Below are 16,779 nucleotides of genomic sequence, written 5' to 3' on the forward strand. Positions count from 1 at the left end.
CCGTCGTCCTCGAACCATATCTCCTCATTCCCGAGGAGAGACTTTCCGTTGAAGCTCCCGTCTATCTTCATATTCTTTGTGAGCTTCGCAGGACCGTCATACCGTTCCCCTGCTCTAAGGAGAACTCCCTGCGGCTGATCTTTTTCGCCGGTTATGACGTTCATCAACCAGTGCATACCATAACAAAGGTAGACATATATCACTCCGCTCCTCCCATAGAGTAGCTCTGTACGCTTAGTCCTTCCCTTTGAAGCATGGCAGCCCTTGTCCTCTTCTCCGCGGTAAGCCTCTGTTTCCGCGATGCGCTCCCGCAACTCCGTACCGTCAGGCAGTCTGCGTACCAGTATCTTGCCTACAAGGTCGGGAGCTACTTCCAGCACGTCACGGTGAAAGAAGTCCGCGTTTATGCGCCTGCCCATTTCACACCCTCAGGCTCTGCTCAAGCTCGGCGTCAGGCTTGACGAAGGCAGTTTTGTAATTTGTAAAAATGACCTTGCCTGGCTTTGCACCGGCAGGCTTCCTGACAAATTTTGCAAGGCAATAATCCACTGGAACAAGTCCGGAATTTCTGCCGCTGCTGTTCACAGCCGCTATCACCGCAGCCTCCTCTATGGTCTTGTCAGGAGGTACGGCTCCATCGGTGAGTATCAGCACATGGGAGCCCGTTATAAGTTGAGTATGGAGCCAAATGTCCGATTTCTCGGCAAACTTCAGGCTCAGCTGGTCATTCTGCTTATTGTTGCGTCCTACGAGTATGGTAAATCCTTCGCTGGATCTGTACTCTAGAGGGGGCAGCGCTTTAGGAGGCTTAGCTTTGCCTCCTGCGTACTTCACATAGCCCTGTTCCCGGAGCTCCAGACGAAGCTGGATTATGTCATTCTCAGAGGAAGCTCTTGTGAGCGAGTCGAAAACGCTTTCAAGGTATTGCAACTCCTCCTCGCCCTTCTGTATCTGAACGGCAAGCTTTTCCTCTGCCGTTACTGACTTCTTGTATTCACTATAATAGTACTGCGCATTCTGCGCAGGAGTTTTCCTCACGTCAAGCGGTATCACCATCTGTGGACAGCTCTCCTCGTAGAAATTTTCCACTGTAGTACTGCTGTCGCCCTTCTGTATGCGATACATATTTGCAGATATAAGGTCTCCGCAGAGCTTTGCCCTGTCCTTGTCGGCACAGGCTGCGAGCTCCTCCTGCTGTGCAGCGATACGCCTTGACGTCCTTTCGGTAAGATTCATGAGCATCTTGAAGAGGTCATTTGCACGCTGCTTTGTACGAGCAACCCTATCGCGCTCAGAATAGAAGTAATCCAGTAGCTCCGAAGCGCTGCCAAGCTCCTTTGTATACATGAGGGTACCGAACTGTGAAAGGCGTATAAAGGAGAAATCTTTGAGCTGTCCCTCCTTGTCACTAACCGCAGAAAAACAGCACTCTCCGCTGACTAGCTGTTCACGTGTACGCTTCACTGCAAAGAGCAGTCTGTCCATCTGGTCGCTACTTACACTGCCGCTTTCTATATGTGCTCCCCTTCCAGCAAAGAACGCCCATTCCCTTGCAAGTATGGGAGATATGCCTTCAAATATCCTAATAAGCGCCTTTGAGAGCTCCTTTGACTCTGTGTCAAGAAGTCTTTCTTTTATCTCCTCCGGCTCAGCGACAAGAAAATTCAACCTGTCGTCCCTCGGGGGCATAGTGTACTTCATTCCGGGAAGCACCAGTCTCTCACGAGACATATCCTCATCAACGCGCTTTATACTGTCAACGACTTTTCCGTCACATATCATTACAAGGTTTGAACACCGCCCCATTATCTCACAGGCAAGTGTCACCGTAACCATATCCCCGAGCTCGTTAATGCACTCGAAGTCAAGAAAGAGAATCCTTTCCAGACCGTCCTGCCTAATATCAATGAGCTTTCCGCTGCCTAACCTTTTTCTGAGCAACATACAGAACATAGGTGGAGTCTGCGGATTATCCACCGTATTTTCTGTTATATGTACTCTTGCGCTACCGGCATTCGCGGAAATATAAAGCTTCCTGCTTCCATTTCTTGTACGCACTGATATTATTACTTCTTCACGGGAGGGCTGATGTATTTTTTCGACTCTTCCGCCAATAAGCGGCAGGAGCTCGTTTCTTACCGCATACAAGAAAGCTCCGTCAAGAGCCATAGAATCATTCCTTTTCATAAAAATGAACGCAGTGCCATGTTTCCACGGTTGCTGCGTTCTCAGAACCGCACACATTCTTCCTATCATATTATAACATATATGTGTGGTTCTATTCTAATCAAAATTTGCGATATAACAGCAATTCAAAGTCGACTTTGGTGCAAAGATTGCCAATATGTGCTAGGCGCTCCTGCTGCTCCCTACCAGTGCGGTAATAATAGGGCGTCATGGAGAACAAGGCGTCTATATCCTCCTGTGAATCGAGGCTTATATCATAAGTTATCCTCTGTTGTTTCTCCAACCTGAAGCCTTCCAACCCATATGGTCTTACCTCGTTTTTATAAGGGGTATCGTACACAGCTTTTTTAAGCTCCCACAGGTGATTTTCGGAGGGTATCGCCATTATCATAACGCCATTGTCATTCAATACTCGCCGGAACTCCTCTCCGCAGTATGGAGCAAAAAGTGTAACGAGCATATCGCAGCTACTATTCCCAACAGGGATATGAAAAACGCTGGCGACTGCAAACTCTGCTTCCCGGCAACGCTTTGCCGCATACTCCACAGCTGTCTTGGATATATCTATTCCGTACACACTCGCAGCAATATTTTGCTCATGAAGCTTACCATTTATTGCGGTGGTGTAGTAACCCTCTCCACAACCCGCATCAAGAATCGTATTACCTTTTATGTACTCGCTGACCGCATTGCAGAGAGCTGTACACAGAGGCTCGTAGTATCCCTTGCCGAGAAAACGCCTCCTCGCCTGCACCATTAGCTTGTTGTCGCCGTGAACAATACTGCCAGTATTCTTTGAGAGTAGCAAATTGACATAACCGCTCCTAGACCTATCAAAGCAGTGATGCTCGGAGCATAAGTATGTATTTCCTGATATTTCGAGCTTTTCACCGCAAACGGGACATATAAATATACTCATATGCTCACCTCAGACGTACTCACAGGGGTCAGTGGAGCATTCCGCTATCTCAACATCCAACTGTGGAAAACGCTCTTCGAGGACACGGCGGAGCTCCCAGAGCACAATGTTCTCTGTATGGAAATGCCCGCAATCAAGTAGAGATATCCCACAGTTTGCTGCATCTATCCATACATCATGCTTTACATCACCAGTTATTAAAGCATCACAATCTTTTTCAGCCGCAATTCCCAGCATAGAGCCTCCGGAGCCTGAGCATAAGGCTATCCTTGATATATTCGCACCGCAGTCATGAGTAGTGCGGACATATTCACAACCGAATATATCCTTGCAAATTGTGGCAAGCTCCCTCAGGGCAATGTCCTCTTTAAGACTTATTATCCAGCCCAGTCCCTTATCTCCACCAAGTTCCTCAAAGAACTCAGGTTCACCATCAACGTCAAGTCTCTTGCTCAGTTTTTCAAGTATCACGCCGTTTGTACCGCCTATTGCGATGTCAAGGTTTGTATGCATACATAAAGCGCCTATGCCACTCTCGATTAATCTGTATACAGGATCGTTCCGTGTAATTCTCCTCCGCGGTTCAAATATTACGGGATGATGGGAGATTATCAGCTCCGCCTCCTTGTGGAAGGCTTCATCGACGATATCGTTTGTAATATCGAGAGCCAGTACCACCCTTTCGCACTCCTGCACCGCGCTCTCCACTAGATAGCCCGAATTATCCCACTTTTCCTGCAAGGAGAAAGGATAAACGCTGTCAAGATACTCCTTAATATCGCTTATCTTCACAACTTCAATGCCGTTCCTGAGCTTACAAGCAAGAGCGGAATAATGTTGTGCGCCGTTTCTGTCCCCTGCACCGGCAAGAGAAATGCTTATCTTTTCAAGCTTTTGAGCCTCATGCACTCTGTATTTTTCTCCAACAGGGTCATCCTCCGCGAAAAAGCCGCAAATGCTTCCAGCTTCCGTAATCCTTGTCGGCATATATGGGTTGTATTGAGCTTCCATGATAAGGTAGAGCTTGTCGGCCTCCTCCACTGCGTACTCCTGCCATACTATAAAGCCGTACTCGTTCAGCTTTTTCCTCAACACATCAGGCTTTGTCATAGGCTGTAATATCCAGTGTATATCCTCGCTACCAAAGCTTTCCATATCCGTATCTTCAATTATAGCGGCGATAGTCTCTCCGCCCATACCTGCTATGACAATATCTGACACACCATCATGTGGCACATTTTCAAGTCCGTCAGAAAGTATCAGCTCAACCCTGTCCTGTATGCCATATTTTTCTACAGTACTCCGGGCAGAGCTAAGAGGTCCGTCCTTCACGTCAGAAGCAATGACCTTACTACACTTTCCGCTGTTTATCAGCTCAGCCGCAAGGTATGCATGGTCCGTGCCCACATCTACGGCGATTCCCTCTCCGCTTACAAGCTCAGCGATCTTTTTCAATCTGTTATCAAGCATTGCTGCACCTCATCTATACTATACTAAAATAGCGCACTGCACAGCAGTACGCATAAACAAAACCAAGCACAGCCGTTTCCGACTGTGCTTTCGGTCTCATTAATTATGCCTCGTTCATCTTTGCGAAGCAATCGCTGCAATATACAGCTCTTCCTTCCTTCGGCTCGAAGGGAACCTTTGCTTCACCGCCGCATGATGCGCAAACAGCTGTATACATCACACGCTCAGCCTTGCCTGCGTTCTTTCTTGCATCACGACATGATTTGCATCTCTGCGGTTCGTTAACGAAACCCTTCTCTGCATAAAATTCCTGCTCGCCTGCGGAGAAAATGAATTCGTTTCCGCAATCCTTGCAAACTAATGTCTTGTCTTCGTACATAGTACAATACCTCGCTTAATTATTTTCGACCACGGTTGGATTTCCACCCACATCTTTGTTAAACAACGCTCTTCTGCCTTGAGCTACACGGTCATATTCAATTTGTATCATGCATGAGCGCGCGTATCTTTCTTCTTGCACGCTGCATTGCATTATCCACTGATTTCTCAGTCATCCCAAGCTTTTCCGCAGTGCTCTTATAGCTCAGTCCCTGTACGCAGAGCGTAAGTACATTCAACTCGGTAAGAGAAAGGACGGAGCATATATCCTTCCACAGCTCGGAAAAGAATTCCTTATAAAAATATATACTTTCCGGAGTTTCCTCCACAGACAGCACGTCAGCAGCCTCTTCCTCCCCGACTCTTTCAGCAAAACTCTGTTCCCTTACAGACTTTTTTGAAAGGCTTCTCATGCGGTTGACGATACAAACCTCGGCATAAGTCGAGAATTTCACGCCCTTGTGGGGATCGAAGGTCTCAATTGCCTTAAGCAGGCTGAGCATGCCCTCCTGATGCAGGTCATCACTGTCGGTCTCGGAGTTTGCGTAAATTTCCGATTTAATAAAAACAAGCCTTGAAAAACGTGAGATAAGTACAGCGGCAGCTGTTTTGTCAGTCTTGCCGAGAACGGCAAGTTCCTCATCCGGTTTTGCGTTAAGTTCATTCAAATTGAAATCCAAATCAAGCAAGATATCCACCCAGCAATCTGCATATCCGATAATGTGTTTTTTATTATCCGTCCCCCGGACGAGCCGGGGGATACGGATCATTCTCTCTTAGTTTTCGCCTTCCTTGGCAGCCTCTTCCTCAGCAGCCTTAAGTAGCTCAGCCATATCAAAATTGAAGTTTGCGCTCTTGTTGCCGTTCTGAACGGGCTTATTCTGCTGGTTCTGAACGTTAGATTGATTAGCGCTGGGCTGTGCCGGCTTATTATTATTGTTGTTATTGTTCCTGTTGAAGCTGTCATCTGACTTGCCCTCGTTTACCTTTGCAGAGGGAAGTTCTGTGATATCAGCCTTGGGAGCCTTGAGAGGCTTGAATTCAGCTCTCGGAGGATCAGACCTCTTTACAACGCCGTCATTCTTCTGAACGTCTACAGCCTTGCGAGCTTCGTTGATGATATTCTGAGCATCGTTCATTCTGCCTGAGCACTGACCTGTAAGGTTATTGAGTACAGAGGCAATATCTGTGAACTTGCTGTTAATACTTTCGATCTCAGTGAGGAGCATCTCGCGTACAGTTTTTGACATCGCATTGACCTTGTCAGCGTGTGAATTAGCTTCGTTAACAGTATTGCGAGCCTGATCGTTGGCCTCCTTTATGCAGGCTTCAGCGGCAACATTTGCGTTTGCAACAGCCTTTTCAGCCTCAATATTAGCATCCTTGAGAACCTGAGCAGCTTTGTCGTTTGCTTCCTTGGTAACTGCCTCAGCGTCTCTCTTAGCCTTGTTCTGGATCTGAGCAACATTCTTCTGAGCTTCTGTAAAGAGAGCACCCATATCGAATGTAGGAGTTGCGTTCTCCTTAAGTTCAGCGATCTCGTCGTTGAGCTTTTTGATCTCAGCATCCTTTGCAGCAGAAGCGTCAGCAACTTCCTTAGTTTTGGCGTCAAGCTTGCCTGTAATATCAGTGATCTCCTTCTTCTTGGCGTTGAGCTCATCAGTAATCTTAGCAAGCTCCTGCTTAACCTTTGCAAGCTCACCGTCAGCAGCTCCACCAGCAGCAGCGCCTGCAGCAGCCTTCTGCTCAGCAGCCCTGAGTCTGTTCCTGAGATCCTCTATTTCCTTCTTTGCAGCTTCAAGTGCAGCAGTTGTCTGTGCATTGGCCTGCGGATTTGCAGCACCTGCGGCAGCCTTCTGCTCTGCAGCCTTAAGCTTATCCTTGAGCGTATCTATCTCCTTCTTTGCAGCCTCCAGTGCAGCAGCAGCCTGCTGTCCGCCGCCCTGTGCCTTAAGCTGGTTTATCATATTCTGTAGCTCTTCGTTTTCCTTCTTTGCAGCTCTCAGAGCGTTATTGGAGGTATTGAGTTTCTCCTGGAGGTTCTCCACCTGACTCTTGTACTTACTGATCTCCTCAGGATCAGCCTGGGAGCCTTTTTCCTTCAAAGTCTTATTTTCTTCCTCAAGGGCAACGATCTTTGAATTCAGCTCATCGAGGTATGTAATAACGTCCTCTTTGATAAAACCCTTCTGACCGATCTTGGTCTCTCTTAATACGGTTGGTGTTGGTTCACTCATGGTACTCTCCGTTCCCCTCGGTCAGACCGAGGTAAAAAATTAAGGAATAAGAACCCGTACTCGAACGCAGTGAAGGCGGGGATTAGTGATATTGCATATAAAAAAGCCTTCACAGTCCATGAATACAGGTTCTGATGATTTTGCCTTATGTAAATTATAACATATTTATTATATTATTTCAACTATTGAAATGTAGAAAATTTGAATTGATTTTAGTGCAATTTACTATAAAAATCCCTTAAAAACTGCTCATTTGATATTTTAGCGTCAATGTCTTTAATTTTATGCGTTATAAAAATATATTTAGTTACAGTTTGGAAATACAAAAGCTATACAAAATACGCTTTTGTAAACATCAATTAAGGGAAAAACCGAAGAGCACCTCAAACTTCGGGCTTATATAATATAGCCGCGGTTTATCAATAATAAAACTGAAAAAACGATAATTTCGATTGTCAAGCCTATACCCAGAACTAAAAATAAAGCTACAATACGTTTCTTCTTCAGTACCTTCCTCTTTTCAAACTCCGCAGCTTTTTCAATTTCATCTAGAGTTTCACCGTTCATGAAGGCGATGACCTCGCGATATGTCTGAACATCGTGCTCTGCCTGCATCTGCCCCATTTTATGAAATGTCGTAAAATCGGCTGTCAGAAACATACCTGTAAGCACTGCAAATAACAGTCTGAGCGCTTCAATGTCAAGTACGGAAGCGAGCACCGCTGAAGCCAGACCTGCAAGCGTTTCTATGCCTGCAAGGTTATAAAGCTTTTTCATTTCTTTTCCATCATTCTTGGTAATTTTCTCTTTCATAGTATCAACATCTCCTTTGATAAGCTCATCGATAGAAACGCCGAAGAGGTCACTGAGGATAAGCAGACTGTGGACATCGGGATAGCTCCTTTCTGTCTCCCAGTTAGATATGGTCTGGCGGCTGACATACACGTGCTGTGCCAGCACCTCCTGTGACCAGCCTTTCTCAGTCCTAAGTTCCTTTATCCTGTTGCTCAGCTCCATACGTTCCACTCCTTTCCGCAAGGGTACTTTCCTTGTCTGAACTTATCATAGCAGACGCGATATATTTTATCAACCAAAATTCTTTTGCAGACGTCGAAGAAACATTGTCAAAACCTTTTGGCAAGCCGATCTCAAGCCATTCTACAGCTTCCTCTTACATAAAATTAAAGCGGCTCTTAACGAACCGCTTTAATATATCTGTTAGTTGCCAAGCATCTTGAAGATGTCGTCAAGGTCGTAATCCTGATTACTTGAAGCAGGTCTAGGAGCACTGCTCGGTGCGCCGAAGCCAAGTCCGTCAATAAGAGGATTGTCTATCGGGATTATATCGTCATCGTGGCTTTCCACAGAATCTGCCGCAGCAACTGCTGCATCATTAGCAGAATCCATATCGTCGAAACCAGCAGCGATAACTGTGATAGTCATTTCGTCCTGCATATCCTCCTTGAAAGCTGTACCGAAGATGAACTCAACGCCGTCAGCAGCTGTATCGGTTATCATCTTTGTAGCTGCATCAACATCGGACGAAAGAATATCCTCTGACATGGCAATATTAATAAGTAGCCTCTTTGCACCAGAAATAGATGTTTCGAGAAGCGGGCTGGAGATAACTGCATTTGCAGCGTCTCTTGCCTTATCCTTACCGGTACCGTGACCAATAGCCATGTGAGCGTAGCCTGCGTTTCTCATGATAGTTGAAACGTCAGCGAAGTCAAGGTTAATGTATCCTTCCTCAACGATGAGGTCGGAGATGCTCTTTACACCAGTCTTGAGCACGTCATCAGACAGTGCAAAGGACTGGAGCATTGTAAGGGGCTTATCAAGTCCCACGAGAAGTCTTTCATTAGGGATAACGATAAGGGAGTCAACATACTTTCTGAGTTCAGCGATACCTCTTTCAGCCTGAGCCATTTTCTGCTCTCTCTCAAAGAGGAAAGGCTTTGTAACGACTGCAACTGTGAGGATATCCATTTCCTTAGCTATCTTTGCAACTACGGGAGCAGCTCCTGTACCTGTACCGCCGCCCATGCCGGCAGTAATGAAGATCATGTCTGCACCCTTGAGGTGAGTTTCAATCTCGTCACGGTTCTCCTCAGCGCTGCGCTGACCAATCTCAGGCTTGTTTCCAGCGCCTCTGCCCTTTGTAAGCTTTGCGCCGATTGGTATCCTTGTAGTGGCCTTGGACTTGTTGAGAGCCTTGGCATCAGTATTAATTGCGATATATTCTATATTATTGACACCCGAATCCACCATGCAGTTTACGGCATTTCCGCCGCCACCGCCAACACCGATGACCTTAATGTTAACATCGGGTTCGAGTGTTTCCTCGTAATTGAAATCTGACATTTGAACTCCTCCTACTATTTATATTATCCTTTAATTCATCTAAATTTATATATTAATCTATAAATACACTTTATATTTTAGCATATAAAAGCACTTTTTTCAAGTCCTAATTAAACATTTTTTATTTTCGGCGAATTAGACAAGAACGCATATTCAAAACACAGCGTTTTGTACATAGGAATCTCATCACCACTGTCCTGTCTGATCTCCGCTATTATCGGTATAACCGCTGTTATCCGTGGCCACGGCACCAGAATTGTTGCCACTGTCTCCACTCCACTGAGTTCCACCGTCATAGCTGCCTAAACTGTTATCAGTCCACTGTGTTGCACTGTTGTCTGTCCACTGATTGCCACTATTGTCCGTCCACTGGCTTCCGCTGTTGTCCGTCCACTGGCTTCCGCTGTTGTCCGTCCACTGGCTTTCACTGTTGTCCGTCCACTGGCTTCCGCTGTTATCAGTCCATTGACTTCCGCTATAATCCGTCCATTCATTGCCTGTGTATATACTGTTGGGCGCTGTAGTTGTCTCGCTCTTGCGCCTGTTGTTGAATTCGTTTATCTTGGCTTCCTGTTCAGGATTCCTCTCTCCCTCTATAGGATTGCCGTATTCATCAGTAACAGCAGCTGTTGTAGCCTCAGAACCGCCGGGGACGATGACGGGACCATCAGTTAACCTGAAGCTGCACTCATTTGTACCAATCATTGTAAGATAGCCTTTTTTACCCTTTACGTTTTCGTCGTTCATAACTGTCTCAGCAAGTCTGAGCTTATACTCAACGTCGTTCCAGTTACCCATTTTGAATATCATTTCATTCTTATACTTAACGACAATTGCGTGCTCATCGCTCATATCCACTGTCATTATCTTATCGTCACCCATTTTCACAATGCTCGAAATAAGCGCATTGAATGCTTCATTCTTGTGTTTGTTCTCGGAGGACGTCATTTTTCCGGGAGTTTTGTCCGAGGGATCGAGCCCATATATTATAGGGAGCCCCTCTGTGATAAAGCCGTTGTCAGCAAGTATTTTTCCCTTCTTGCTCACAAGGAGCGTGCCGGTACCATAGTTGACATTAAAAGCTGGTATGCAGCGTGTCACAGATATTTCCAGCGAAGACGGGAACTTTCTCTTTACATCCGCTGTCTCCACGTACAAAAGCTCGTTGAGTATGCGGTTCGCGCTCTTTTTACAGTCAAGCCTCAGTAGGTTGTCACCCTCATTTATGCCTGATGCAGCAACTATCTCCTCTGCCGTATACATATCCGACTGTCCTGTCACTCTTATCTCGCTTATATTAAAAAGAAACGTATAGCTTATGGTTATACCTATAGTTAGAACTAGGAGTAAAACAACAAGACCATAGACATTTGTCCACCTCTGCCGTCTTCTAAGCCTTTTACGGCTGTTTTGCCTTTCAACACTGGTTTTTTCGACGTCTTTCATACTATCTCCAAATCCTTCCGCCTCAGCTCCGGCGTATATCGCCGCCAAGGAGTCTTACGGCTTCTTCCATATTTTCATAGCCTCTGTCAATATGACATAGCCTTGTAATCTCTGAGCTTCCATCTGCGCACAGAGCTGCGATTACCAATGCCGCTCCGCCGCGGAGGTCTGTCGCTTCTATATTTGCTCCGCGGAGCCCTTCAACGCCCTTAACTACAGCAACCTTGCCCAGTACATGTATATCCGCTCCCATTTTCACAAGAGCTTCGGTGTGGCGGTAGCGGCAGTCGAAGATATTCTCCTCGAATACGCTCGTACCGTCGGCGGCTGTCAAGGCAGCCATGAGCACTGCCTGTGCGTCGGTGGGAAAACCAGGATGAGGCATTGTCCTTATCCTGTCCTTTACGGCTCTGAGCCGAGTACCGCTGCGCAGGTATATTCTGTTTTCAGATGTATAAATACTGCATCCCGTCTGTTCGAGGACAGACAGAAATGGTTCCATTTCAGGAACGCAGGCATTTGTAAGTATTATCTCGCCCTTTGTGGCAGCTGCCATAGAGAGATAAGTAGCTCCCACTATCCTGTCGGGCATAATTGTATATTCACAGCCATGGAGCTGTTTTTTTCCATTTATTATTATACGGCTCTCACCGTCGCCGCTGATATCCGCGCCGCATTTTCGCAGGAATCTGCAAAGATCACATATCTCCGGTTCGCGCGCCGCATTGTTTATGACGGTCTCACCATCTGCCGTGACTGCTGCAAGTATAACGTTCTCGGTAGCTCCTACAGACGGAAAGGCAAGGTTTATCTTTGCTCCCCTTGCTCTGCCGCCAGAGACTCTACAAACTATATCTCCTCCGCTTTCACGGATATCTATCCCCATTTTTCTTAAAGCAGACAAATGCATATCTATAGGTCTCGGACCGAGCTCACAGCCTCCCGGCACGCTTACGGTGCATTCACCCGTTCTGCCAAGCATGGCTCCCATAAAGATTATGGAAGAACGCATTTCACGCATAAGCTCCTCAGAGACAGAAGTGCTTCCAACCGAAGCTGAGTCTATAACCACCGTATTGTCAGAAAACATGCATTTGCAACCTACGCAATTGAGTATACGCGCAGCCGCATATACGTCCGTGAGAGCAGGACAGCTGTGCAGCGTACATTCGCCGAAACACAGAAGTGCCGCCGCCATTATCGGCAACGAGCTGTTCTTGCTGCCCTGCAAAGCGAGCTCGCCTCTCAGCCGTCTGCCTCCGTTTATTATAAATTTCTGCATTATACCACCCCACAGCATTTTTATGTATAGTATGCATGGGGTGTGAATTATGTTACTGAGCGCCTATACCATGCGCTTCAAGAAATTTGTTGAATGTATCCGACATCTCATCAGGAATGGATGCGTACATCATATGGCCCTTATCGGAAAGATGCACCTCAGCACCACATTGCTCCGCAAAATCAAGCCCCGCCTGACGCCATGACAACTTCCGGCTCAGAGTTTTCATATCGCTGATGAAGAGGCAACAAGGACATTTCAGACTGCCGGTTTCAAGAGCCTTCTTTGCATTTTCAGTCATGAGTTGCGACTCCTCGATGTACTCGTTGCCTGCAATATTCTGATAAAAGAGCCTGCGGTACATTGACTTTTCCTCAGCCGTAAGCTCGCTACTGGTCATAAGTCCTGATACGTTTTCGGTCTTACTTCTTACAAGCTTTGCAAGCAAGCCGTCCTTAGCTATCCTTTTCAGCAGTTTATGCTGCTTTTCGAGAAGCTTCAGACGTTTTTCCTCTGATATCTCCTCCGCCTGTAATACTGCAAGCCCAGGTACACCCATATCCATGCTGAGAACAGCTTTTACCTCGTCAGGATAGGTATTTGCCCAGTACACCGCTTCAAATCCCGAATATGAATGAGGCGCTAGAACATAAGGCGGTTCAACTCCTGCCATGAGTAAGGCTTCTCTGTTCTCTAAAACAAGGTTTTCGATAGTCCTCGGTGTTTTTGCGTGGTCACTGAGACCGTAGCCAGCCTTTTCAATTACGGCTATCCGGTATTTCGAGGACATTCGCTTGTATATAGGCTTGTATTCAAGCACGGGACAGGTTACACCGTTTCCTGCCATAAATACTATGGTAGTCACGCCGCTTCCCTCGGTATATATATTCAGAGCCGTTTCGCCGACCTGCACTTTGTTTTCGTAATTCATTTCCTGCTCTTTTCAATAAGCTTATCTATAACTGCAAGTATTCTCTCGTTAGTATCCGAAAGATGGAGCTTTGCCGCGCTTTCTGACATTGACTTTACTTTCACTCTGTCGCCGTATAGACGCTCTATCTCGGCAATCATCCTCTCAGCGGTCACATCCTTCTGCTCGATAACTACTGCAGCTCCTGCATTGCCAAGAACCATTGCATTGTGGTACTGGTGATTTCCTGCGACTATAGGCGAAGGTATAAGTATCGAAGCCTTTCCTGCGGCTTCAAGCTCCGCAAGAGTGGAAGCTCCCGAACGGCATATCACAAGGTCTGCCGCCGCAAGGCATACGTCCATATCGTTTATATACTCTGTTATGCGCAGTCTGTCAGACCTGAGCTGTATACCAGCAGCCTTCATCGCCTGCGGAAAGCTGTCCTTTCCCATACCACCGTAACCGTGTATATGGTTTATATCAAGCTTTTTGCCTGTATGCCATTTTATAACCTCGGTCATGGTGTCATTTATACAGCCTGCGCCGAGGCTTCCGCCGAAGGAAAGAATGGTGAAGCTATCGTCAAAGCCAAGCTTATTCCGCGCTTCCTCACGGCTCATTGTATTAATATTGCTCCTTACGGGAAGTCCCGTAACGCTGTTCTCAAATTTGCTACTATCCATGAATTTAAGGGCTTCCTCAACAGTGAGCATAACGTAGTCCACTTCTTTTGAGAGGAGTCTGTTAGTAACTCCAGGGTAGGCGTTCTGCTCATGTATGGCAGTAGGTATACCCATTCTTGCAGCTTTCCTAATAACAGGTCCAGCCGCGTAGCCGCCGGTACCAATAGCGATATCTGGCTTAAAGCCCTCTATTATCTGCTTGGCTCTCCTGCCAGATGTAACAAGATATGCAAGGGCTTTGGCGTTCCTGCCTATATTTTCGAGGGATATCCTTCTCTGAAAGCCAGCAACCTTTATGGTCTCCAACTTATAGCCTGCCTTCGGGACAAGCTTAGCCTCCATTCCCTTGGGAGTTCCTGCAAAAAGGAATTCCGCGTCGGGGTACTTTTTCTTTATTATATCAGCAATGGCGATACCTGGATTGATATGTCCTCCTGTACCGCCGCACGCGATAAGTACCTTCATGCTCATGCTCCTTCTGGCTCGGCGATCTCAGCATTCTGGCCCGAGCTCCTTTTTCTCTTCCGCGGCTTCTCATCGGGATAGTGTCTCTGCTGTGAGATATTCAGCATTATGCCCATTTCCGCCAGTTGCATTATCAGCGCCGTTCCGCCATAACTGAAAAAAGGCAAACTGATACCTGTATTTGGTATGAGATTGCTTACAACAGCAAGATTCAGTACAGTCTGTATGCCTATCTGAGTAGTTATACCCACAGCAATCAACATACCGAAGCGGTCCTTGCAGCGGACCGCGATAGAATAGCCTTCCACTATGAGAAGGAAGAATACTATGATTATAGCAAGAGCTCCTGCAAAACCAAGTTCCTCGCATACTATCGGAAAAACAAAGTCGTTCTTGGTCTCAGGCAGATAGAGGTACTTCTGACGGGAGTTTCCAAGTCCAAGTCCGAAAAGTCCACCAGAGCCTATGGCTATAAGAGAGTTACCTGTCTGCCACGAATCGCCAAGTTTATCCGCAAAGGGAGCCTTCCATGCATTTATACGTGTACTTACATAGCTGCCGGGGACCTGAGCCTGCCATGAGATGAAGGCAATAGCTATGCCTAGACCAGCCGCCCCGAGGCCTATGAAATGCTTCTTGTTCACACCACCGCAGAGTATCATAGCCACAGCGATAGTACCGATAAGGATACAGCCCGAGATATGCTTTTCAAGCACGATAAGCACAAGATATACACCGAGTATCACTGTATACTTGACAATGCCAGTCTTGAAGGTGTTCATCTTCTTACCGTCACGCTCCATGCTGTAAGCAAAGAAGATTATCAGTGCCAGCTTTGCCACCTCAGAGGGCTGCAAATTGATAGGTCCGATATCTATCCACCTTCTTGCGCCCATCGAACCGCCCTCATCGTTACCGATAAGCAAAACCGCTAAGAGGAGTATCGCGCCGGCTATATACATAAGGCTAGCTATATTCAGCTTCTTTAATACAGGAAGCTTAAGATTCTTGAAATTATGATAGTCCATCTTCATGAAGAAGATCATTGCTATAAAACCTATCACGGCATGCTTCGCCTGATTTTTTGCATAGTAAAGACCATCGCCACCGTGCTCGCTGTATGCCCACGCATAACTTGCAGAGGACATCATTACGATACCGACAACTAACAGTATCATAACGTAAGCAAAGAACGAAAGACTCAGGTCTCCGCGCCTGCCGCCCGAAAATGGGTTCGATACGGCACTGCTTTTTTTGTTTTTAGTTTTGCTTGCAGCCATTTTTCCTCCTAAGGTACGATGAAATTATGCCGGCTCAGAATACCAGCAGTGTAATTATTCCCAGAACTCCGAAAATAATGCCGCAGAGCGAAAAAGTTATAACGATCTTGTACTCGCTGAAACCGCTCATTTCAAAGTGATGATGTATAGGCGTCATTTTAAATATTCTCTGCCCCTGATGATCTGCGCGAAGCTTCTTTGTAATCTTAAAATAGCCTACTTGTATAACAACAGAAAGTGCCTCGATGATATATACGAGAGCAACAAGAATAAGCAACAGATGCTTGTGGAGTACAAGTCCCACAGCAGTTACCGATGCACCGAGGAACATTGAGCCCGTATCGCCCATGAAACACTTCGCAGGATTCAGGTTCCAGAGCAGGAAGCCAAGACAGCCGCCTGCCAGTGCCATTGCAAAGCATATCATCTCGTACTGCTTGAGTATGGAGCAACATACGGTGAATACCAGCATGGCAATGAAAGTAACAGAACCACAGAGTCCATCTATTCCGTCTGTGAGATTTACCGCATTAGTGAGGTAAATTATCACAGCCATCATGAGGATATAATAGAATATGTCGAGAGAAGGACTTTTCCAAAAGCCAAGATCTATCCTTGTGGAATTGTCACCGAATTTGCGTAGCGCATAAAGAAAGCCCACAGAAAAGAGAAGCTGCATGGCGATCTTCTGCCACGCAGTAAGTCCGTCATTCTTCTTTCTGACAACCTTTGCAAAATCATCGATAAAGCCGATAAGTCCGAATGAAGCTGCGTATACGATACAGCTAAGCATACGGTAAAACGCCTTAAAGCTCTCATTATCCGTGGTATCTATGCCATTTTTCCACCTGCATATCCAGTAGCCAGCGATAGCGGCTATGATAGTCGAGATGATGAACATAAATCCACCCATTGTGGGAGTTCCCTGCTTTTTTGCGTGCCATTTTGGTCCGTCCACAGTTTTTATAGGCTGACCAAACTTTATCTTATGCAGGAATGGAACGAGATAAATACCCGATACTCCTGCGATAACGAATGACAAAAGTACTATCAAAAGGTTGATTATCCAGAAAGACATTGACATTTTTTAATAACAACTCCAGTTTTTGGGGATACATATTTTATGGTAGTTTATCGTATATACGGCGTTTGCGT

15 protein-coding genes are annotated in these 16,779 nt (G+C 46.3%); all 15 read right to left on the reverse strand.

From position 1 onward, the window contains the following. The coding region (locus tag J6U00_RS14555; RefSeq protein WP_296583072.1) for a DNA-3-methyladenine glycosylase at nucleotides 1-419 on the reverse strand (419 nt) is incomplete at its 3' end. A gap of 1 nt (nucleotide 420) precedes the next feature. Next, nucleotides 421-2,187: an NFACT RNA binding domain-containing protein gene (locus J6U00_RS14560; protein ID WP_296583074.1), complete on the reverse strand. Its 1,767-nt coding sequence runs from the start codon at nucleotides 2,185-2,187 to the stop codon at nucleotides 421-423. Between the two features lie 100 nt (nucleotides 2,188-2,287). Further along, nucleotides 2,288-3,106 (reverse strand): methyltransferase domain-containing protein, encoded by an 819-nt coding sequence (locus J6U00_RS14565; protein ID WP_296583076.1) that lies wholly within the window; start codon nucleotides 3,104-3,106, stop codon nucleotides 2,288-2,290. 9 nt (nucleotides 3,107-3,115) lie between these two features. Continuing rightward, on the reverse strand, nucleotides 3,116-4,576 hold the full coding sequence (locus J6U00_RS14570) for a Nif3-like dinuclear metal center hexameric protein (protein WP_296583078.1): 1,461 nt from the start codon (nucleotides 4,574-4,576) through the stop codon (nucleotides 3,116-3,118). A gap of 103 nt (nucleotides 4,577-4,679) precedes the next feature. Then, on the reverse strand, nucleotides 4,680-4,955 hold the full coding sequence (locus J6U00_RS14575; protein ID WP_295077928.1) for a zinc-ribbon domain containing protein: 276 nt from the start codon (nucleotides 4,953-4,955) through the stop codon (nucleotides 4,680-4,682). 97 nt (nucleotides 4,956-5,052) lie between these two features. Next, nucleotides 5,053-5,634: a sigma-70 family RNA polymerase sigma factor gene (locus J6U00_RS14580; protein ID WP_296583080.1), complete on the reverse strand. Its 582-nt coding sequence runs from the start codon at nucleotides 5,632-5,634 to the stop codon at nucleotides 5,053-5,055. A 96-nt stretch (nucleotides 5,635-5,730) separates the two neighbouring features. Beyond that, nucleotides 5,731-7,191: a hypothetical protein gene (locus tag J6U00_RS14585; RefSeq protein ID WP_296583081.1), complete on the reverse strand. Its 1,461-nt coding sequence runs from the start codon at nucleotides 7,189-7,191 to the stop codon at nucleotides 5,731-5,733. A gap of 396 nt (nucleotides 7,192-7,587) precedes the next feature. Further along, the gene (locus tag J6U00_RS14590; protein WP_296583082.1) at nucleotides 7,588-8,208 is read right to left on the reverse strand and encodes a helix-turn-helix transcriptional regulator; all 621 of its coding nucleotides are present in this window, start codon (nucleotides 8,206-8,208) and stop codon (nucleotides 7,588-7,590) included. 201 nt (nucleotides 8,209-8,409) lie between these two features. Then, nucleotides 8,410-9,555, reverse strand: a complete 1,146-nt coding sequence (gene ftsZ, locus J6U00_RS14595; protein WP_296583084.1) for a cell division protein FtsZ — start codon at nucleotides 9,553-9,555, stop codon at nucleotides 8,410-8,412. Between the two features lie 186 nt (nucleotides 9,556-9,741). Further along, nucleotides 9,742-11,001: an FtsQ-type POTRA domain-containing protein gene (locus tag J6U00_RS14600; RefSeq protein ID WP_296583085.1), complete on the reverse strand. Its 1,260-nt coding sequence runs from the start codon at nucleotides 10,999-11,001 to the stop codon at nucleotides 9,742-9,744. A gap of 22 nt (nucleotides 11,002-11,023) precedes the next feature. Further along, a complete protein-coding gene (gene murA / locus J6U00_RS14605) occupies nucleotides 11,024-12,283 on the reverse strand; it encodes a UDP-N-acetylglucosamine 1-carboxyvinyltransferase (RefSeq protein WP_296583086.1) in 1,260 nt (419 codons plus the stop codon). A gap of 52 nt (nucleotides 12,284-12,335) precedes the next feature. Further along, entirely contained in the window at nucleotides 12,336-13,214 is an 879-nt protein-coding gene (locus J6U00_RS14610) for an alpha/beta hydrolase (RefSeq protein WP_296583087.1), read from the reverse strand. After that, a complete protein-coding gene (gene murG / locus J6U00_RS14615; RefSeq protein ID WP_296583089.1) occupies nucleotides 13,211-14,344 on the reverse strand; it encodes an undecaprenyldiphospho-muramoylpentapeptide beta-N-acetylglucosaminyltransferase in 1,134 nt (377 codons plus the stop codon). Before murG ends, J6U00_RS14610 begins: the two co-directional genes overlap by 4 nt. 2 nt (nucleotides 14,345-14,346) lie before the next feature. Then, complete coding sequence (locus J6U00_RS14620; RefSeq protein WP_296583091.1) at nucleotides 14,347-15,624, reverse strand: putative peptidoglycan glycosyltransferase FtsW; 1,278 nt, start codon at nucleotides 15,622-15,624, stop codon at nucleotides 14,347-14,349. A 34-nt stretch (nucleotides 15,625-15,658) separates the two neighbouring features. After that, complete coding sequence (mraY, locus tag J6U00_RS14625; protein WP_296583093.1) at nucleotides 15,659-16,708, reverse strand: phospho-N-acetylmuramoyl-pentapeptide-transferase; 1,050 nt, start codon at nucleotides 16,706-16,708, stop codon at nucleotides 15,659-15,661. Nucleotides 16,709-16,779 lie beyond the last annotated feature (71 nt).

This window comes from Ruminococcus sp. (assembly GCF_017650195.1).
Taxonomy (GTDB): domain Bacteria; phylum Bacillota; class Clostridia; order Oscillospirales; family Ruminococcaceae; genus Ruminococcus.

Coding starts and splice junctions, on each gene's coding strand:
- J6U00_RS14560 (WP_296583074.1), bottom strand. CDS start 2,187: ATGAAAAGGAATGATTCTATGGCTCTTGACGGAGCTTTCTTGTATGCG.
- J6U00_RS14565 (WP_296583076.1), bottom strand. CDS start 3,106: ATGAGTATATTTATATGTCCCGTTTGCGGTGAAAAGCTCGAAATATCA.
- J6U00_RS14570 (WP_296583078.1), bottom strand. CDS start 4,576: ATGCTTGATAACAGATTGAAAAAGATCGCTGAGCTTGTAAGCGGAGAG.
- J6U00_RS14575 (WP_295077928.1), bottom strand. CDS start 4,955: ATGTACGAAGACAAGACATTAGTTTGCAAGGATTGCGGAAACGAATTC.
- J6U00_RS14585 (WP_296583081.1), bottom strand. CDS start 7,191: ATGAGTGAACCAACACCAACCGTATTAAGAGAGACCAAGATCGGTCAG.
- J6U00_RS14590 (WP_296583082.1), bottom strand. CDS start 8,208: ATGGAGCTGAGCAACAGGATAAAGGAACTTAGGACTGAGAAAGGCTGG.
- ftsZ (WP_296583084.1), bottom strand. CDS start 9,555: ATGTCAGATTTCAATTACGAGGAAACACTCGAACCCGATGTTAACATT.
- J6U00_RS14600 (WP_296583085.1), bottom strand. CDS start 11,001: ATGAAAGACGTCGAAAAAACCAGTGTTGAAAGGCAAAACAGCCGTAAA.
- murA (WP_296583086.1), bottom strand. CDS start 12,283: ATGCAGAAATTTATAATAAACGGAGGCAGACGGCTGAGAGGCGAGCTC.
- J6U00_RS14610 (WP_296583087.1), bottom strand. CDS start 13,214: ATGAATTACGAAAACAAAGTGCAGGTCGGCGAAACGGCTCTGAATATA.
- murG (WP_296583089.1), bottom strand. CDS start 14,344: ATGAAGGTACTTATCGCGTGCGGCGGTACAGGAGGACATATCAATCCA.
- J6U00_RS14620 (WP_296583091.1), bottom strand. CDS start 15,624: ATGGCTGCAAGCAAAACTAAAAACAAAAAAAGCAGTGCCGTATCGAAC.
- mraY (WP_296583093.1), bottom strand. CDS start 16,708: ATGTCAATGTCTTTCTGGATAATCAACCTTTTGATAGTACTTTTGTCA.